The 15,849-nt window shown below is 44.3% G+C and carries 8 protein-coding genes; 2 read left to right on the forward strand and 6 right to left on the reverse strand.

All coding sequences use genetic code 11. The annotated features are described in order from the left end of the window. Positions 1 to 52: 52 nt before the first annotated feature. Positions 53 to 706: a DUF3826 domain-containing protein gene (locus C5745_RS01395; protein WP_105715147.1), complete on the reverse strand. Its 654-nt coding sequence runs from the start codon at positions 704 to 706 to the stop codon at positions 53 to 55. Positions 707 to 1,296: 590 nt separating this feature from the next. On the opposite strand from C5745_RS01395, the gene C5745_RS01400 reads away from it, so the two are divergent. Further along, on the forward strand, positions 1,297 to 2,172 hold the full coding sequence (locus C5745_RS01400) for an AraC family transcriptional regulator (protein ID WP_105715148.1): 876 nt from the start codon (positions 1,297 to 1,299) through the stop codon (positions 2,170 to 2,172). A 366-nt stretch (positions 2,173 to 2,538) separates the two neighbouring features. Here the strand turns inward: C5745_RS01400 and C5745_RS01405 are convergent, their stop codons facing one another. The 5 genes from C5745_RS01405 to C5745_RS01425 are packed head-to-tail and all read right to left on the reverse strand — an operon-like array spanning position 2,539 to position 14,716. Further along, the gene (locus C5745_RS01405; RefSeq protein WP_105715149.1) at positions 2,539 to 6,030 is read right to left on the reverse strand and encodes a malectin domain-containing carbohydrate-binding protein; all 3,492 of its coding nucleotides are present in this window, start codon (positions 6,028 to 6,030) and stop codon (positions 2,539 to 2,541) included. Next, positions 6,030 to 8,822, reverse strand: a complete 2,793-nt coding sequence (locus C5745_RS01410) for a glycoside hydrolase family 95 protein (protein WP_105715150.1) — start codon at positions 8,820 to 8,822, stop codon at positions 6,030 to 6,032. The genes C5745_RS01405 and C5745_RS01410 overlap by 1 nt, the downstream gene beginning before the upstream one ends. A 6-nt stretch (positions 8,823 to 8,828) precedes the next feature. After that, positions 8,829 to 10,412, reverse strand: a complete 1,584-nt coding sequence (locus C5745_RS01415; RefSeq protein ID WP_105715151.1) for a glycoside hydrolase family 28 protein — start codon at positions 10,410 to 10,412, stop codon at positions 8,829 to 8,831. Then, on the reverse strand, positions 10,409 to 11,944 hold the full coding sequence (locus tag C5745_RS01420) for an MGH1-like glycoside hydrolase domain-containing protein (protein ID WP_207795682.1): 1,536 nt from the start codon (positions 11,942 to 11,944) through the stop codon (positions 10,409 to 10,411). The genes C5745_RS01415 and C5745_RS01420 overlap by 4 nt, the downstream gene beginning before the upstream one ends. A 21-nt stretch (positions 11,945 to 11,965) precedes the next feature. Then, a complete protein-coding gene (locus C5745_RS01425) occupies positions 11,966 to 14,716 on the reverse strand; it encodes an alpha-d-galacturonidase (protein WP_105715152.1) in 2,751 nt (916 codons plus the stop codon). A 310-nt stretch (positions 14,717 to 15,026) separates the two neighbouring features. Here C5745_RS01425 and C5745_RS01430 point away from each other — a divergent pair, with 310 nt between their 5' ends. Beyond that, positions 15,027 to 15,623, forward strand: a complete 597-nt coding sequence (locus C5745_RS01430; protein WP_133166266.1) for a hypothetical protein — start codon at positions 15,027 to 15,029, stop codon at positions 15,621 to 15,623. Positions 15,624 to 15,849: the final 226 nt, after the last annotated feature.

Genomic DNA, 15,849 nt, shown 5'->3' on the forward strand with positions numbered 1-15,849 from the left:
CGCTAAATTTATAATTGCTGTGTGTAGGTAAGTTTACTTTCAGTTTGACACCTTACTTAGCTCCTGTTTTCTCTTTTTCCCGACGCGCTTTCCATGCATCACCTTCTTTTTGCAGATCGTATCCCCGTTTTGACAGGTAGTTATTAATACGTCCTTTGTATTTACCAAAAATCTGATGTTTTCCCTTCGAATCCGGCGCGTCCATCGCCAGCTCACGTGCTTCTGTAAGCCAGAGTAATATCCATGCTTTCTCTTCGCTCTTTAATGTCGGAATCATCTCCTGAAATGCACGATAGGTTAGCGGCAATACACCATACGTCATTCCGTTCTTCACGCCTTCAATCTGCATAGGTGCTAGCACGTCTTCCAACTTCTTGATAAATGCTGCATGTAATACCCCCAGCCTCGCATCTTCTTCCGCTTCGTAAGCCGCACGTGTCTGGTCAAGCAAAGCTTCCTGCCCTGCGAACTTCTCTTTAATTTTTTTAATCTCCGCCTCCCGCGCTTCATGATGTGCGTTGATCGCCGCATATTGGTTTACGACAAGCGCCCGTGCCCGATAATAAGTTATGGAATCTAGAATCCCCAATTCCGCGATAATCTTGTCGGACCGCTCGGTAATTACCTTGATATACTCGTCCTGTTCTGTCTGAGCAAAACCTTTACTCAAAAAAAGCAAAAATAGTATTCCTGCGAACCATTTCATCCTAATTTTCATATATACAAATGATTATATCGTGTTTGGCTATTCGGGTGAAGAGAGAACTGTTAAAAACGTACAATAAAATCTACCCCTAACTGATAAACGGGAAAGCATAGAGCAATACTAGCAATCACCTCTCATTACAACCAACAACCTAAAAAACAACCGATTAACATTAAACAAACTCACCATAGCTCAAATAAAGCTAATCGTAGGATCAAAATAACGTAACATTATCGTGTTAATAATGTGTTAATTTAGCCAATTAATATAATATATTATCATTAATCTATTCTAACACTTAGGTTCATGCGGAACCATGGCTTCGTTATCATATTAGAAAAAAAACAAAACACCGTCCAAAAGGTTGCACATTATATTATCTGGAAGCCCGCTCTTTGTACTGAATTTAGCCGCCGACGATTACTACTAGCACGGCGCCAACACCTGTTAGAAAATCTATACATCAATGTAACAATCTCCTTTCATTGTAGCATATTGTCATTTAAAGACAAAGAAAAACGCTATATTCGAAAAATAAAATGATAATCGTACATAATTCATAAACTTCATGCATAATTAGTAGGTAGCATATGAAGCCTTTATATCGAAAACTTCCTGCAGAGTTAGAAAACTCATTTTCCGCCCGACATGACATCATGCCCAATTTTGGGAATGTATGGCATTATCACGCTGAACTGGAGTTACATTATACCATCCGTGGTGAGGGCATTCGTTTTATAGGTGATAATATCAGTCAGTTCGCACCGGACGAAATTATCTTGGTTGGCGAGAAGCTTTCGCATGCCTGGCGGTGCAAGGACGAGTATTTTCAGAACAATCCGGACTACAATATCGAAGCGATCGTGTTACAGTTTCTTCCAGATTGTCTGGGGAAACAATTACTCCAACTCCCAGAGTCTTACTTGATTCCGAAGTTATTTGAAAAAGCTAAAAGTGGATTGCTCGTTAAAGGCGAAACGAAACGGATAGTCGCTCAGTTGATGTATGAATGTGTGAACGAGACGGGGCTCGGCAAGGTAATTTCTTTATTGCAAATTTTGAAAACACTCGCTGAAAGTGATGAGTGCGAAACGATTGTCAAAACACAGACGACCTTCCATCAATCTAATGAAGCAGACAACATCCGCTTGAATAATATTTTTAACTATACCCATACCCATTACAAAAACGATATCACGCTGGAGGAGGTTGCTAATATTGCGAACCTAAGTATTACTTCGTTTTGTCGGTACTTCAAAATGATGACCCGTAAGACGTATTACGATTTCCTGGTAGAAATCCGTATTAGCCATGCTTGCCGGCTGTTAGTTGAAAATAAGTTGCCGACAGAGGTTATCTGCTTTGAATGCGGATTTAACAATGTATCGAATTTCTATCGCCATTTCAAAAAAGTTATGGGATTGACCCCGTTGGAGTATAAAAAGAGATATCTTAATCGCAATTGATTTATGTTCTTTTTTCCCTCAAAAAAGAACCAAAAAAATCGTCGCTTCGGATCTTTGACAGAGGGGATATTACTAAGAATGAATTTCTACAGATGTCAAAGTTCCGGAGGCGACATTTAGTGTTAAAGAAGGGATAGTACAATACGTAACTAAAAGCGGCTAACATCGCTTCGCGATTACACGAGTAAAACGGCCTTGTATTGTTCGGCGGCCATCTTTGAGCTGGCTATTCCGTTAAAAACAGAATAATGCCTGAACGAAGTGAGTTTTATTCTGTTTAGGAATAGTCAAACAAAGATAGCCGAACCATACTCAGCCTTGATTTTTTTGCTTCGTTTTTTTATCAAGAAAAAAATGAAGAAAAGACTACTTGACTTCAATAGCATCAATATAAATATCCTTGGCGTCAATAGACTTTACCCTGACCCGGTAAGTACCTGCATTGATCATCGTGCCGGTATCGGTATCGATATAATTCCATTTACCGTCTCGGGTAGGCTCTAAACGAACGCGCTCCTCGGGTTTCAGTACCACATCATCCATCGTGATCAGCTCAATAGTGGCTTCCCTCGTCTCGTCGAATGGGTTATGGTATTTTAACATGAGGGCGTACACATCGGCTACTCCTACCTTAATTTCGAATTCTACCCAACCGTCATTTTCCGTATACTGTAAACGTTCTTGCTTCTGAAAATCTACTTTTTTCATGTCCTGATGGGCCGTAGCTTGATTCGCTTTATATGTCACAGATTCTTTGAGATCAAACGCCGGTTGCAAACCACTCTGCTGCTGGAATACCACGAGGTCGGCTTTGGTGCCTTCCGACAAGTGCCACTCTTCGTCATTATCCAATACCTTTCGGTACACCTGTAAATATTCACCTCTGTTATTCATTATGGAATCTCCCATAAACTCGTATCCAGGTTGCTCTTCATTCGAGAGGAGATAGAAGTTTGTCGGCCGACGGAAAGAAAGGGTGAGATCGCCTTCCACGTCGCTGATCGGAAAATAGTCTGCACCATAGAGATATCCAGGCAATTGTTGGAAAGATAGCTTTTGTAGAGAGTCATACTCCAGTCCGATATCCATCCAACGTTTTATGTCAAGATTTTCTCCGCCTTTCAGCATCGCATTAAAGTGCGTTAATTTCTTGTCGTTTGCAGGCTGCGTCTCTGCAGAAGCGATAGCAATGGCGTGAATTACGGCCTGCCCCGCCGCTACGTGCGGAAAATGAATTTTCAACTGCCCGTCTTGCACAGTTACCTCATAAACACGTTTTAGGGCAGCGTCGTGGCCTACGCTTTTCCATATATCGAGATCTTTTTCTTGTGCGACATCATTGATTGCTACATCAAAAAGCCGCATCGCGGTGCCGTCTTTTAGTCCTGCTCCCCCCACCCACGGTTCGGCAAAATACAGCTCTACACGGTACTTCCCATCAGGTACGTCAAAACGGTAAGCTAATTTATCCAGACCATAGCGAAATGTTTGAAACAGCGGCCAGTCGGCTACTCCCTTAATCGGGTCAAAGATGCGCCGTTGGCTTGCAAAAGTTGAGGAAATATCCTCGTAGCTGTCCGCCCAAGATATCGATCCCCAACCTACTTCGTTTGTATACGGCTGATCTGCCATCCAATGCTGCTCGAATCTATCGGTATAGGCTGGTCCGCCGCTGTTCACGCGATATAGATAATGCATATCTGCTTCACCCTTCAACAACCTTGACGATACATCGCGCATCTGTTCAAAATTCGGGCTCTGCGGTAAGGTGAACAGAACAATAGTGTCCCGGACGACGGTCTTGCCGCCATTTCTTCCTTCTGCGTATAACACGTTATACTGTATATCCACTCCATTGAACTCAAATGGCCTACCAAATCCTGGGTGCTTTTGCACGCCTAAGGAAACATTCTCCAAATCATTGAAGAGCTCTACCTCTTCACAATTGGAGAAGATGCGGATAGCATCTTTAGTACCTGCCGTCAACCAGCGGTTGGGCCATGTATGCGATGCGATGTGAACCATCGGATCCTGCTTATTACTGTAATGTGCGCGGTACATATAATACGCATCAGTCGGTTCCCCCCAAGGCGTTAGCAACCCTTTGTAATTAACCGGCCCAATCTTGTCTAGATCGCGAAGCCCCTCGCCCCCTTGTATTCGGCCGGGGTTATCGTGCGAATTCCACAACCATTGATAGTGCCCGATGGCTTCATTTTTCACGGAATCGGCTAACCGCAGTTTGGTTTCCAATATTTCCGTAAAACGCGCCTCGCTGTAGACCGGGTGATTGGGGAGATAGGGAGGTTCGGCATGTAGCTCCAAGGTACGCCACGCCCCGTATTCGCCTACCAACAGTTGCCGCTTTAAGTCTTCGCCGTAGGTATTATGATCTCCGCCGTACGTGCCTGTCCAGTTTTGCGGCACGTCCCAATCGGTACCACTGCCGCCGTTACAAGTTGTCACCAATCGTTGAATAGACGCAGTAGGATCTAGGGAGCGTATAATTTCCATACATTCTCGTGTAAATTCTTCTGGCAAGGTACTTTCGTTCTCTATACCCCAAAGAAAAACAGATGGACTGTTTCTACGCTCTTTCACCCAATCGCGCAGCAGGTCTTTGAAGTTGGTCCGGAACGCTTCGTTGTCGAACCAGATGTGCGCTGCCATTTGTGTCCATAGCAGGATGCCGTTTTCATCCCAAAATTGCTGATAGCGGAGGTTGTGAGGCTGGTGGGCATCCCGGAAGGAATTGAAGCCTAAGGCTTTCATATCCCGGACGCGCGCCGATATCTCTTCTGCTGTGAAGGCATGGGAGCCGCCTAGTTTATGCTCATATTCTGCAATGCCATGGATGAACACCGGTTTCCCGTTAACGATCAACTGATTGGTACCGACCGGTTTTAACCCTTTCGGCCAACGTATCGAGCGTATCCCATAAGGTGTTTCCACCCTATCAAGCACACGGCGTCCTTCCTTTACAATGGTTTCCATTGTATACAAGTAGGGATCTTCCGTATCCCACAGCGATGGTCTAGCCACATGAATGGCCGACAACTTAAACTCGTTCGTTGTCCGCGCATCGATTTGCTGCACATCTTTGCTACTATATACTTTTTTTCCCTTTGCATTACGCATCTCCGTCACAATGGTCAACCGTCGAGCTTTGTTTGACGTATTCTGTATCTCTACTGTTTGCTGTATATCTGCGTCGTTTTCGTCCGCCGTTTCATCATTCCAATAATGCACACCAAAAGGCGCAATATTGACGTCATTTTTTACAATGAGGCTGACAGGCCTAAAAATTCCCATGGGTTGAGAACCTTCGGAAAATCCACGCTCGGCAGATCCTCCACCGTCTACCCAAGGTAGGTCCCGAATCAGTGTCGGATGATCGGCACGAACGGCTAATAGATTTGGCCGTCCATCAGCGTATATCGCGTCGGTCACATCCAACGTAAATGTCGTCCGTCCACCGGCATGATACCCTACCTGCTTTCCATTCAGCCAAACGGTAGCATACGATCCTACCCCTTCAAAGAAAACGTAGAAACGCTTTCCCTCGGGTTTCTGTCGGATGGTAAATTCTTTACGGTACCAAGCGTATCCAAATTGGTTTCCGCGAAGCAAACGACGATATCCGCCATACTGGTCCCAATTATGTGGAACGTCTACGGATTTCCAATCCCCAGTTTCTACGAAGGATACTTGCTCAAAACCTTGATAACGGGACGAATCATGTTCGTCCATAATCGTTTGCCAACCTTCATCAAGTGATACCATTTGACGCGGCGATTGGGCAAAAGCGGAGGTTATGAAAATAAGAAATAAAGAAATACCGGCAACAATGTTACGCATTATTTTAAGAGATTAAGTTCGGTATCGAACATATATGTTTTATTCTTTTTTGTGGGAATCTCGACGACCTTCCCGTTGTATCGAAGTTTGAGAGGCTTACCTGCAAGTGAACGCAAAGTCACTGATGTTAACTGATGATTTTCCCACGCAAGGTCAATTTCAAAATTACCCCGCGCTTTGAGCCCACTAACTTTCCCTTGAGAAAGCTCTTTGGGAAGAGCGGGTAAAATATCCACAATATCCGTATGGCTCTGCACCAACATCTCGCCAATACCCGCTGCTCCACCAAAATTCCCATCTATCTGGAACGGCGGATGGGCATCAAACAAGTTTGGATAAGAACCGCCTGCACTTCCCGCAGGTCGCAATAGCATTTTTATCATTTTATACGTATGCTGTGCATCTTTTAGCCGCGCCCAAAAGTTTATTTTCCATGCCAAACTCCAGCCAGTCCCATCATCGCCACGCATAATTAAGGATTGCTTCGCGGCTTCAACTAGCTCGGGTGTTTGGTCCATATTGATTTCGTTGCCGGGATGTAACCCCCATAAATGGGAAACGTGTCGATGTTTATTATCTGGATCATCAATATCCTCCAACCATTCTTGCAACTGCCCATATTGACCAATTTGGTTTGGTGCAATCTGCGGGATCATCGTTTGTATGGAATCCCTCAATGGCGCATCTTTATTCACCAGTTTTGAAGACTCGGTGAAAATATGGAACAATGCCCGGATAATCTGATGATCCATGGTTGGTCCTTTTACTAATCCGCCATTCTCCGGAGAATTGGAAGGCGTGCTCACCAGCCAGCCCGTTTTCTTGTCTTTGATCAAAAAGTCTTTAAAGAAAAGGGTCGCACCTTTTATGACATCGTAATATTCGGCAAGGAATTTTGGATCTTGGTTGAACCGATAATGTTCCCACAAGTGGGTAACCAACCACGCGCCACCAGTAGGCCATATGCCGTGATTAGAATTGTTAATCGGAGCTGTTCCTCGCCATAGATCCGTATTATGGTGATGAACCCAGCCCCGTGCGCCGTAGTATTCCCGCGCTGTTTCTGTTCCTGCCTCACTTAATTCCCGGATCATTTGAAACAAAGAATGATGTAATTCGCCTAATTGGAGCATTTCTGTGGGCCAGTAGTTCATCTCCAAGTTGATATTGGTGGTGTACTTGCTCCCCCACGAAGGCTCTAGCCAAGGGTTCCATATCCCTTGCAGGTTGGCGGGACGGGTCCCTTCGCGCGCGCTGGCTATCTGCAAATAACGCCCGTACTGTATGTAAAGCGCTATCAGATCGGGATCTGTTCCGGTGACAAATCGTTCGAGACGCTCGTCGGTCGGCGTAGCGCGCACCTCTGTTCCGCCGAGATTTATATTAAAGCGACCATATAACTGCTGGTAATCATGCTCGTGAGCACGCAGTAATTGGAGAAAACCTTTTTTTCGCACGTTTTGATGGTGGTCCTGGGCCGAGCGCTTATATGCAGGAATCAATTGTCTATAGTTACCATAATTGGTAGCTCCTGTTAGCAAGATATCGGCGGTATTCGCACCTTGGACATGCAGCTGACCATCTTTCTCGGTCATCGTTCCACCCTGCAACTTCACCGTAAGATAGGAAGTTCCCTCTAAGGCGCCACCTTTGACGTGGACCGTCATGGCAAGCGTTTGGTCATCTACTTTCCAGACGCGGTGTTTTTCGTGTTTTGTTTCCAGCGCTAACGCGAAGGAGACTTGTTGCGGTTTATCTGCTGCTATACGAATAGCGATTGCGTTATCAGGGTGACTAGCAAAATAAGTGCGGGTATATTCAACACCGCCTTGTTTATAGAGAACTTCCGACACGCCACGCTCTATATCCAACCTACGTTTATAGGATTCGGTATCTCCTTCGGGGAAACGGAATTTCAATATCCCAAAAGGTTGATATGACGCCTGATACGAGCCCACCTTTGGTACATCAGAATCCTGTATCCAATATTTCCATCGCCCGACCAAGGAAATAAATTTTCCCGATGCGTTTTTTACGCCGATGTGGTTCGTGGTGTCTTTATATCCAGCTATCCCCCCCTTCCCGGTAAGATTAATGATCTGGACTGCCACGACATTCTTACCTTCGCGAAGAAGCTTCTTGGGGATCTTGTATAGACGTTTTGTATGGTCACCACGCTCATGCCCGATCAATTGCCCATTGACGTAAGTATAGTCCTCCTGCCTAGCTTTATTTAAATCCAATAGCCAGTCGTCACTAGCGAGATCTTCCGCAGTCAGTTCAAAGGTCGTTCGGAACCAAACGGCGCCATCAAGTGCTTCCAAACCAATTTCCTCCCAGCCTTCATAGCTTGGTACCGGAAAGCTGGGCCATTGACTATCATCAAATGCAAAAGTATACGCTCCGTTTGGCTTTTCACGCTCTGTGCCTACACGATCTAACCATGGTTTCGGATCTTCCGTTTCGCTCTTCAAGCCCATGAACTCGCGCATGGCTAACTCTTCTGCATCCTGTTGCTTGCCCTGTTCGAGCAGAAGTCTAATGGTATCCAAGTACTGGCTTGCGTTAGCCTTGTTGTAATTCCGCGGCTCCCCCGTCCAAAGCGTTTCCTCGTTGAACTGGACCTCTTCTACCGTATCTCCCCCAAATATCATAGCTCCCAGGCGCCCGTTTCCGATAGGTAAGGCTTCTTCCCACTGCTTAGCGGGCTCATCATACCATAGTTGGTGCTGCCCGTGCACATGCAGGTTTGCGGTTATTATTACAAAAAGGATAAAAAACGTTAAACGCATATTATATTATTTCTTTTGTGCTTCGATATTGTTGGTTATAACAGTAGACGTCGTAGAACCCTTGACGGTGTTTTCTACATGCATAAGATTATTGCCATGTATAAAGACTTCGCTGTTTTCATCCCCAATAAGCTCCAAAAATGTATTCGTACCTAAGCTTGGGTAATTTTGCTGTATATTAGCTTTTTGCACACCTTCAAACACCAACATTGGCCGGTCTACTTTTGGTGTATTATTTTGGACACTGGTAATGTGTAAACCTTCAATATTCTTCGCCTTGATAAGCGATTCATCTACCACATCTACCTGTACATTATTAAACGAGATATTCTTTGCATTTTCAATCGAAAAACCAGATTTCGATTGCATATTGATGTTGTTAAAGCTCACGTTTTCCACCGGCATTTCCTCCAGTCCGAGTATTAAACCCACGCGATTGGCCGTTCCTGCCATATCACTGATATAGACATTTTTAAACAACGGTGTACGTTCAGAAACTGGCTCGTTGTCAGTTTTTGCATACTGCATATTTAATACAATTGCTTGATCGCGTATGTTACGCATCACAATATTGCTTACGCGAATATTTTCCACCACACCGCCACGACCGCGAGCAGTTTTTAACCGTATACCGCGATCTGTTCCGTCAAATATACAATTGGAAATGACGATATTCTTTACGCCGCCTGACATTTCACTACCAATGACTACACCACCATGTCCACGCAACATGGTGCAGTTGGTGATTGTGTAGTTTTCTGCCGGAATATTCACTTTACGACCAGAGCGATCTTTTCCGGATTTGATGGTGATACAGTCATCCCCAACGGAGATATGACAGTTAGCGATATGCACGTTGCTGCAAGATTCTGGGTTAATCCCGTCGGTATTTGGTGAAGGCGGGTTGTCTATGGTCACACCATCAACTGTTACATTATCACAATACTGCGGATTGACTGTCCAGAAAGGCGAGTTTTGAATCTTGATGTCTTTTATTTGTACGTTATTACAATGTAGAAACTGTATAAAAGGCGGGCGTAAAAAACCGCGTTCAACCCATCCCGGCAAATCCGGCGCCAACACGTCCTTGTTTAGGCGTTTAAACTCCTTTTGCCATTTGGTTAATTCTCCCTCTTTTTGTTCACGAATAGTCACTTCGGAGTACCCCCACCATTTCTTGCCGTGTCCGTCAATCAAACCGCGGCCAACAATAGCTATATTTTCGAGATCTTTACCATAGATTAGTGGAGAGAAGTTAGTCACTTCGGTTCCTTCCCAACGAGATTCCACCATCGGAAGATAGTGATCGAAATCATCGCTGAAATGCAGCTCTGCGCCCGCGTCAATAAAAAGGGTTATGTTGCTTTTAAAATGGATGGGGCCGGTAATATACTTACCTGCCGGAAAATAGACCGTTCCGCCTCCCTTGCTCGCGGCGGCGTCAATGGCTTTGGCAATAGCTTCGGTATTAAGCCCGGTACTGTCATTGCTTCCGCCGTAATCCAATACGTTGTAAAATTGTTGTGCCTGCACCGACATACCCATAGCGGCAACAAACAACCATAATGCAATAATTCCTCTCTTTATCATCTTAAGTTAACTTTTAACGATTTTAATTTTTTAGACCTAGCAACACGCTCGCCGTCCACGTAGACGGTCAGTCCTTTTCCTTTTCCATACGTTGACCCGTTCTGGTCCCAATAGATATCTACTACCTTATCCTTGTAGGACACACCTTGTAGGGTAAAATAAGCCCATTGATCCTGTGGAATAAGGGGCTTTAATTCGAAACTGTTACCCAGCTGCGGCTTGAACCCGACAAGATCTTGAATAACCACATCCGCGAACGTCGAGTGATTATAAAATTTGCTACGAGGGTGGTCTCCTTTCAACCAGTAGCCAGTGCGCTCGTCTTGATATTCACCAATATATGGCTTACCATCCATGACGTGAGATGCGGCATACTGTTGTACGGCTTCATAGAAGTCATCTTTTGTGATCGTGTTGCCGCGTTTGTAGTCTACAAGAAAGTTCGCCATCCCCCGTAAGGTTTGCGTACTGGCGAACGGCCAGATAGCGCCGTCCCACTCGCAGCCATGACCGGATCCACGCGTGCGGAAGGTTGGCTCTCTGCGTTCGGCGGTGGTGAGCCCCCAGGGAGCCTTAAACCCTGCCGTATCAGTAACCTGCGACCATGCTTCGGCATAGGAACGATGGTCAGGCACAATATGAAAGCTCCAGGGAATAAATCCGATAGCTTCCCGTGCTGGGTGTAAACCCTTGCCGTTCTCAAGGCGTGTCTTAAAGAAACTATCTTTTTCATCCCAAAGTGAATCTACTAACAATGTTGCTAGCCGCTCCGCCTTTGTTTCGTAATTACGCTTCAAGCTATCATTACCGACCATTTCTGCAATCGTCGACAGCGCTCGTGCATTGGCAACCATATAGCTATTGATGGTTGGCCGCATGTTTTCCTCTCGGCGCCCGCCGGATACGGATTCTTCCATACCGTCCTTAACATCATGCTGCCAAAATAGGCCGCTCGGCAACTGGCGTTCTTCTTCCCATTTCAAATAGTCTTTATCCAGATCGTTCAAACGACTGGCTAAGTATTCTTCGTCGTCTTGCACCATGTGATAGGCCAGCAAAGCATCCGGCAACCAAGAGCTAAATTGATGAAAACGTGGCCTGCTTTCACCTTTATCAGCGTGGTACAACCAAAAGTCAACATACTCTTTCAAAAAAGCATTGTTGCGCAGCCATCTTCCTTCATAGATATGATGACCCAGTGCGCAACTGATAGCATTATATCTAGCAGCGTGTTTTACGGGTTCGATAAATTCCGTCACAATCGTCCCCTCTGGCGTCTCTTTGATATGTTTTCGGTAAGACCACCACCGGAAATAATAAGTTTCTTCTATCGCACTGTCAGGACAGGCAAATAACGGAATGTTGTCTTTCATCCAAGCTGCGGAGCTCTTGTTATCAATCTTGTTAACGACAGCCTCGTTGTCTTGATTATTAAATTTATCGACGTAGGTATCGAGCTTTCTGTTCAATTCCTCCTGAGCAGCTAGGGTACCTGGCAAAAAGAACAGCAGCATACCTGCAAGTTTATTCATTCTCATTTGTTTTCTTTTTTATTACAGTTTAGTCTCTTCATAATAACCGAAGAGGTCATCCATATCATCGCCCTGATTATCGACATCGGCGTTATAAGCGTGTTGGAGCTCGTCGTCCGCAACAAAGCCTAAAATCAATGCTTCTCCTTTCGGAATTTTCAACTCATTTTTCCCTTTGGGAAACGAATAGGTGTGGATGTCGAGCATCGGCATGTACTGCACACGTAGCGCGTTACGAATTTTAGCTTCTGCCTGCCCGTAATCATTCGCAGAGGCATCAATTTCCAATACTGGCTTAGGCGCAAATACCTTATCCGTATTATTAAAATATCCTACCAAAACTTTCACGTTTTGATCACTTTCAAATTTCAACGTCGTGCCATTCAATTTCTGTTCTTCCGAATTGATCATTACGGCCTTCATCCCTTCCAGTTCATTAGCCAAGTGTGTAACAACCAATTCCTGATCTAAATGCAGTTTAGCGCCTTTCTTTAAAACCGCATACTGAACATCTGCCTTTACTGCAACTTCTTTATCGTTGAGCAACTTCCGCTCTTTTTTAGGTTGACCAACCGTGGCGGCTATCGAGTCTATTGCTTCCTGGAAATTACGCAATTCGGTTTCGAATACGGGCAGCATCTCTGTCCAATGTTTGAATGTGGCGTCTACACCACGCATCGGAATTTTCCGTTGTTTTGTCTGCATACTATTTGCATACAAATAGGTGTCCTTCGTCAAGTCCGTCAATCTTTTGTAGGCCACTACACTTTTTTCAAAATCGGGCAGTGCTTTTCGAAGCGACTCAACATCCGCGGTGTACTTGTATTCCAACAGCTGAATAGCCGCTTTTACTTTAGAACTATAATGCACGGCAAGTGCTTGATGGATATAAATATCATTTATCAGACGCTCAAACTCTGCCTTGTTTTTGTGTACCGCTTTTTGCATACCTTGTATGGCCTGTACCGCTTTATCCGCATGAGCTACAATCTCATCGGCAACCCGCATCGGCGTTTCGCCAATGTGCTGCTCGCCCTTAAATTGTTTTTCGGCATATTCGATAATCATTTCGCCTTCGGGTGCTTCTGATTCATACAGCAATGTAAAGAGCCCGTAGCGGTATGGATTGATAAGCTGTGTCATCAGCATTCCTAGAGATGACGTCTGTCGATTGCCATCGGTAATACCGAAACGTCGGAGGATCTTAGGTGATATTTCGCCAACTTCGTCCAACGCTGTTAGTAGATTTGTTGCCGCCTCGGCGGAAAGACCATAGTATCCACTTAAAACAGATGCCCAATAGGCTTTCTCTTCGCTATTAGAGCGATCAGCTTTCCATGCGTAGCGTGCCCAGGCTTTATACCACATCCAATCCCTTTCCACCTGCAATAATCGTTCGTCTGCTTTATCCGCCGTGTACGGCCAATCCCAATAAGAAGCTTGGGGATAGAGGTGAAGACCATTGGAAAAATGGGTCTTGTGCATCGATTTAACCGATTTCTGTATAAAGTCGGGAGCGGCATACCTAAACGGTTCCAGATTGGCCAGAATGTGTACATTCTGTATATGTACCGTACCGATACTACCTAATGTCTGATGAAGTTCAGCCCATTTTCCACGTGTTTCATAGGTGGTGAGCGCCTCTCCATTAAATTTGGCCGTTGTGTATAAATTTCTGTAAATGGGCAACGCAGCCTTCATCACCGCCGGCGCATCGGTATCGTGGGCTCTCAAGATGATAGGTGGCTCTATTCCACTTTTTATGGTAGCCAACCCGTCCTTTACCCCTGGAATAATCGTCTTTGTAAACCAATCAACATCGTCTTGCCCCACACCTTCCATAGCCTCTCCTAGCGTAACCAACAGGCCTACGTTGGGGTACTTTTCGACAAACGCTGCTATGGATTTGCGGGTATAATCTTCGATCAATGGTGTGATGATCCGATTTCTTTCTTGCGTTTTCAGACCGTGCTTATCAGCAAAAGGTTTGGGCAACAAAATATTGTAAAACATTTGGATAACCCAGATTCCACGTTTATTTGCCTCTTCGGTCAGAAAACGATAGATTTCCTCGTTCTTCACAAAAGTTGCCTCGTCGACTTCCAGTGCATACGGATAATCCTTTAATTTAACCAAAGAGGAAAAGGGATGCCCGTTCCATAAATACAATGTATTGTAACGGTTTTCGAGCATCATATCTAAATACTGTATCCAAAGCTCTTTATCGTAGAACCATGGAAACAGATCTTCGGTGTAAGGATACTCATACACATCGCGCCCCGGAAGGTATTCCGTTTTCTGCAAACCGATGGCCGTTCCTCGCAACACCATTTCGGGTGCGTCTGCAAAGGAAACAGGATCCTTCCCGTAAAAGGTATTTTTGGATGCCTCCTCACAGCCATATAGCAGCCCCGTTTCGTCCTTTCCAAGGATAATGAGAGGCGATGTTTCATCCTTTCTATAAATAATGAAGGACTCTTTGTGTTCGAGGTTTTTTAGTAAAACCGCGGGCACTAACTTTTTCCACTGCTCCCCTGTACCCAGCACACCGATTAAAAGATCATCTTTCTGCAGCTTATTTTCTTGAAAGTGATAAACGTTTGCCTCTAGCCCTGTAATCGCAGCTATTTTATCTACCGCGTACCGTAACCGATGTTCATTCGCCACAGCGTCCCGGACGTATAGGATGCGGAGGGGCTTGGCAATTAGATCTGTCAGACCCGCCAATCCACTTAAACAAAAAACTAAAACATATCTATAAAACCAATTCATTTTTTCTATCCCTCATGTTAAATGCATCCGTCAGGGCAACAACGTGTCTTATATAAAGTTTAAACGCTAAAGCACCTTGATATTGGCTATTCAAAACAACAATTAAAATTGCAATTATTCCTCTGTATAATTATCTTATTATTACAGAATGTTATCATCACAATCCTTTATAACACGGAAGTTACAAACAAAAGAAGCAAACATGATATAAAAAACATCATCCCGAAGAGCAAAAATTTGCAAATACCTTATTTATTTTTCAACTTTAGCGTTCTATTAAGAAGAAATTATTTTAGATACCTCCATGTTTATGTTAAAAAAACTCATGTTTTTCGCTTTTATCGTATTGTCAACCACTCTATTCGGACAACAAAAACGCATGCTGCCTTACGCCATACAAGAAGGCACATTGAATGAACAGTTCACCAACCTCAGCACGATGTCGAGATCGCAGGCCGGTGATTTCAAGCTTATCCGCAGGACGAATTTAGAAATTGTTCAAAAAAATGTATTGGACTCTATAGCACGGTACCAAAAAGAGATTACAACGCTAAAAGCAAACACTTCTTCATCGACAGGCACCATAAATGCGTTGCGGGATTCGGTTACCACATTGGATGCTGAATTGCAAGCGGAACGACATAAGACGGATAGCATTTCTTTTTTGGGTATTGATTTTGCTAAAGGATCGTACCATACCATGGTGTGGAGTATTATTATTGTCTTTTTATTGGCCTTTTTAATAACGCTAGCTTCCTTCAGAAAGGCAAAGGTAGACACAAACGAACACCAAAAGACCGCAGCTGAACTACAGGAGGAATTGCAGAATTTACGCAAGAAATCACTGGAAAAAGAGCAGCTGCTCAAACGCCAATTGCTCGACGAGCAGATGAAGCGGAATTCGTAAAAAATCATGTTTATCCCCGATTATTTCCAATAGAGGCATAAAATTTTATGCCTCTATTGTAGTGGCACCTCTCTTCTCTACAAGCCCATTTTACACATTATATTTTAATAACCTTTTGTTAACATACCCTTAACACGAGATATCTACTATTGCAACAATTTTCTAAAACGATCATTTGCAATCATGTTATTACGTTCGACAGATAAAAACACACTACTAAGCTTTC

Source organism: Sphingobacterium haloxyli (assembly GCF_002980525.1).
Lineage (GTDB): Bacteria > Bacteroidota > Bacteroidia > Sphingobacteriales > Sphingobacteriaceae > Sphingobacterium > Sphingobacterium haloxyli.

What these genes read in the sequence shown, in the direction of transcription:
- C5745_RS01415 (WP_105715151.1), bottom strand. Translation starts at nt 10,412, where the DNA reads ATGATAAAGAGAGGAATTATTGCATTATGGTTGTTTGTTGCCGCTATG.
- C5745_RS01430 (WP_133166266.1), top strand. Translation starts at nt 15,027, where the DNA reads ATGTTAAAAAAACTCATGTTTTTCGCTTTTATCGTATTGTCAACCACT.
- C5745_RS01395 (WP_105715147.1), bottom strand. Translation starts at nt 706, where the DNA reads ATGAAATGGTTCGCAGGAATACTATTTTTGCTTTTTTTGAGTAAAGGT.
- C5745_RS01400 (WP_105715148.1), top strand. Translation starts at nt 1,297, where the DNA reads ATGAAGCCTTTATATCGAAAACTTCCTGCAGAGTTAGAAAACTCATTT.
- C5745_RS01420 (WP_207795682.1), bottom strand. Translation starts at nt 11,944, where the DNA reads ATGAATAAACTTGCAGGTATGCTGCTGTTCTTTTTGCCAGGTACCCTA.
- C5745_RS01425 (WP_105715152.1), bottom strand. Translation starts at nt 14,716, where the DNA reads ATGAATTGGTTTTATAGATATGTTTTAGTTTTTTGTTTAAGTGGATTG.
- C5745_RS01410 (WP_105715150.1), bottom strand. Translation starts at nt 8,822, where the DNA reads ATGCGTTTAACGTTTTTTATCCTTTTTGTAATAATAACCGCAAACCTG.
- C5745_RS01405 (WP_105715149.1), bottom strand. Translation starts at nt 6,030, where the DNA reads ATGCGTAACATTGTTGCCGGTATTTCTTTATTTCTTATTTTCATAACC.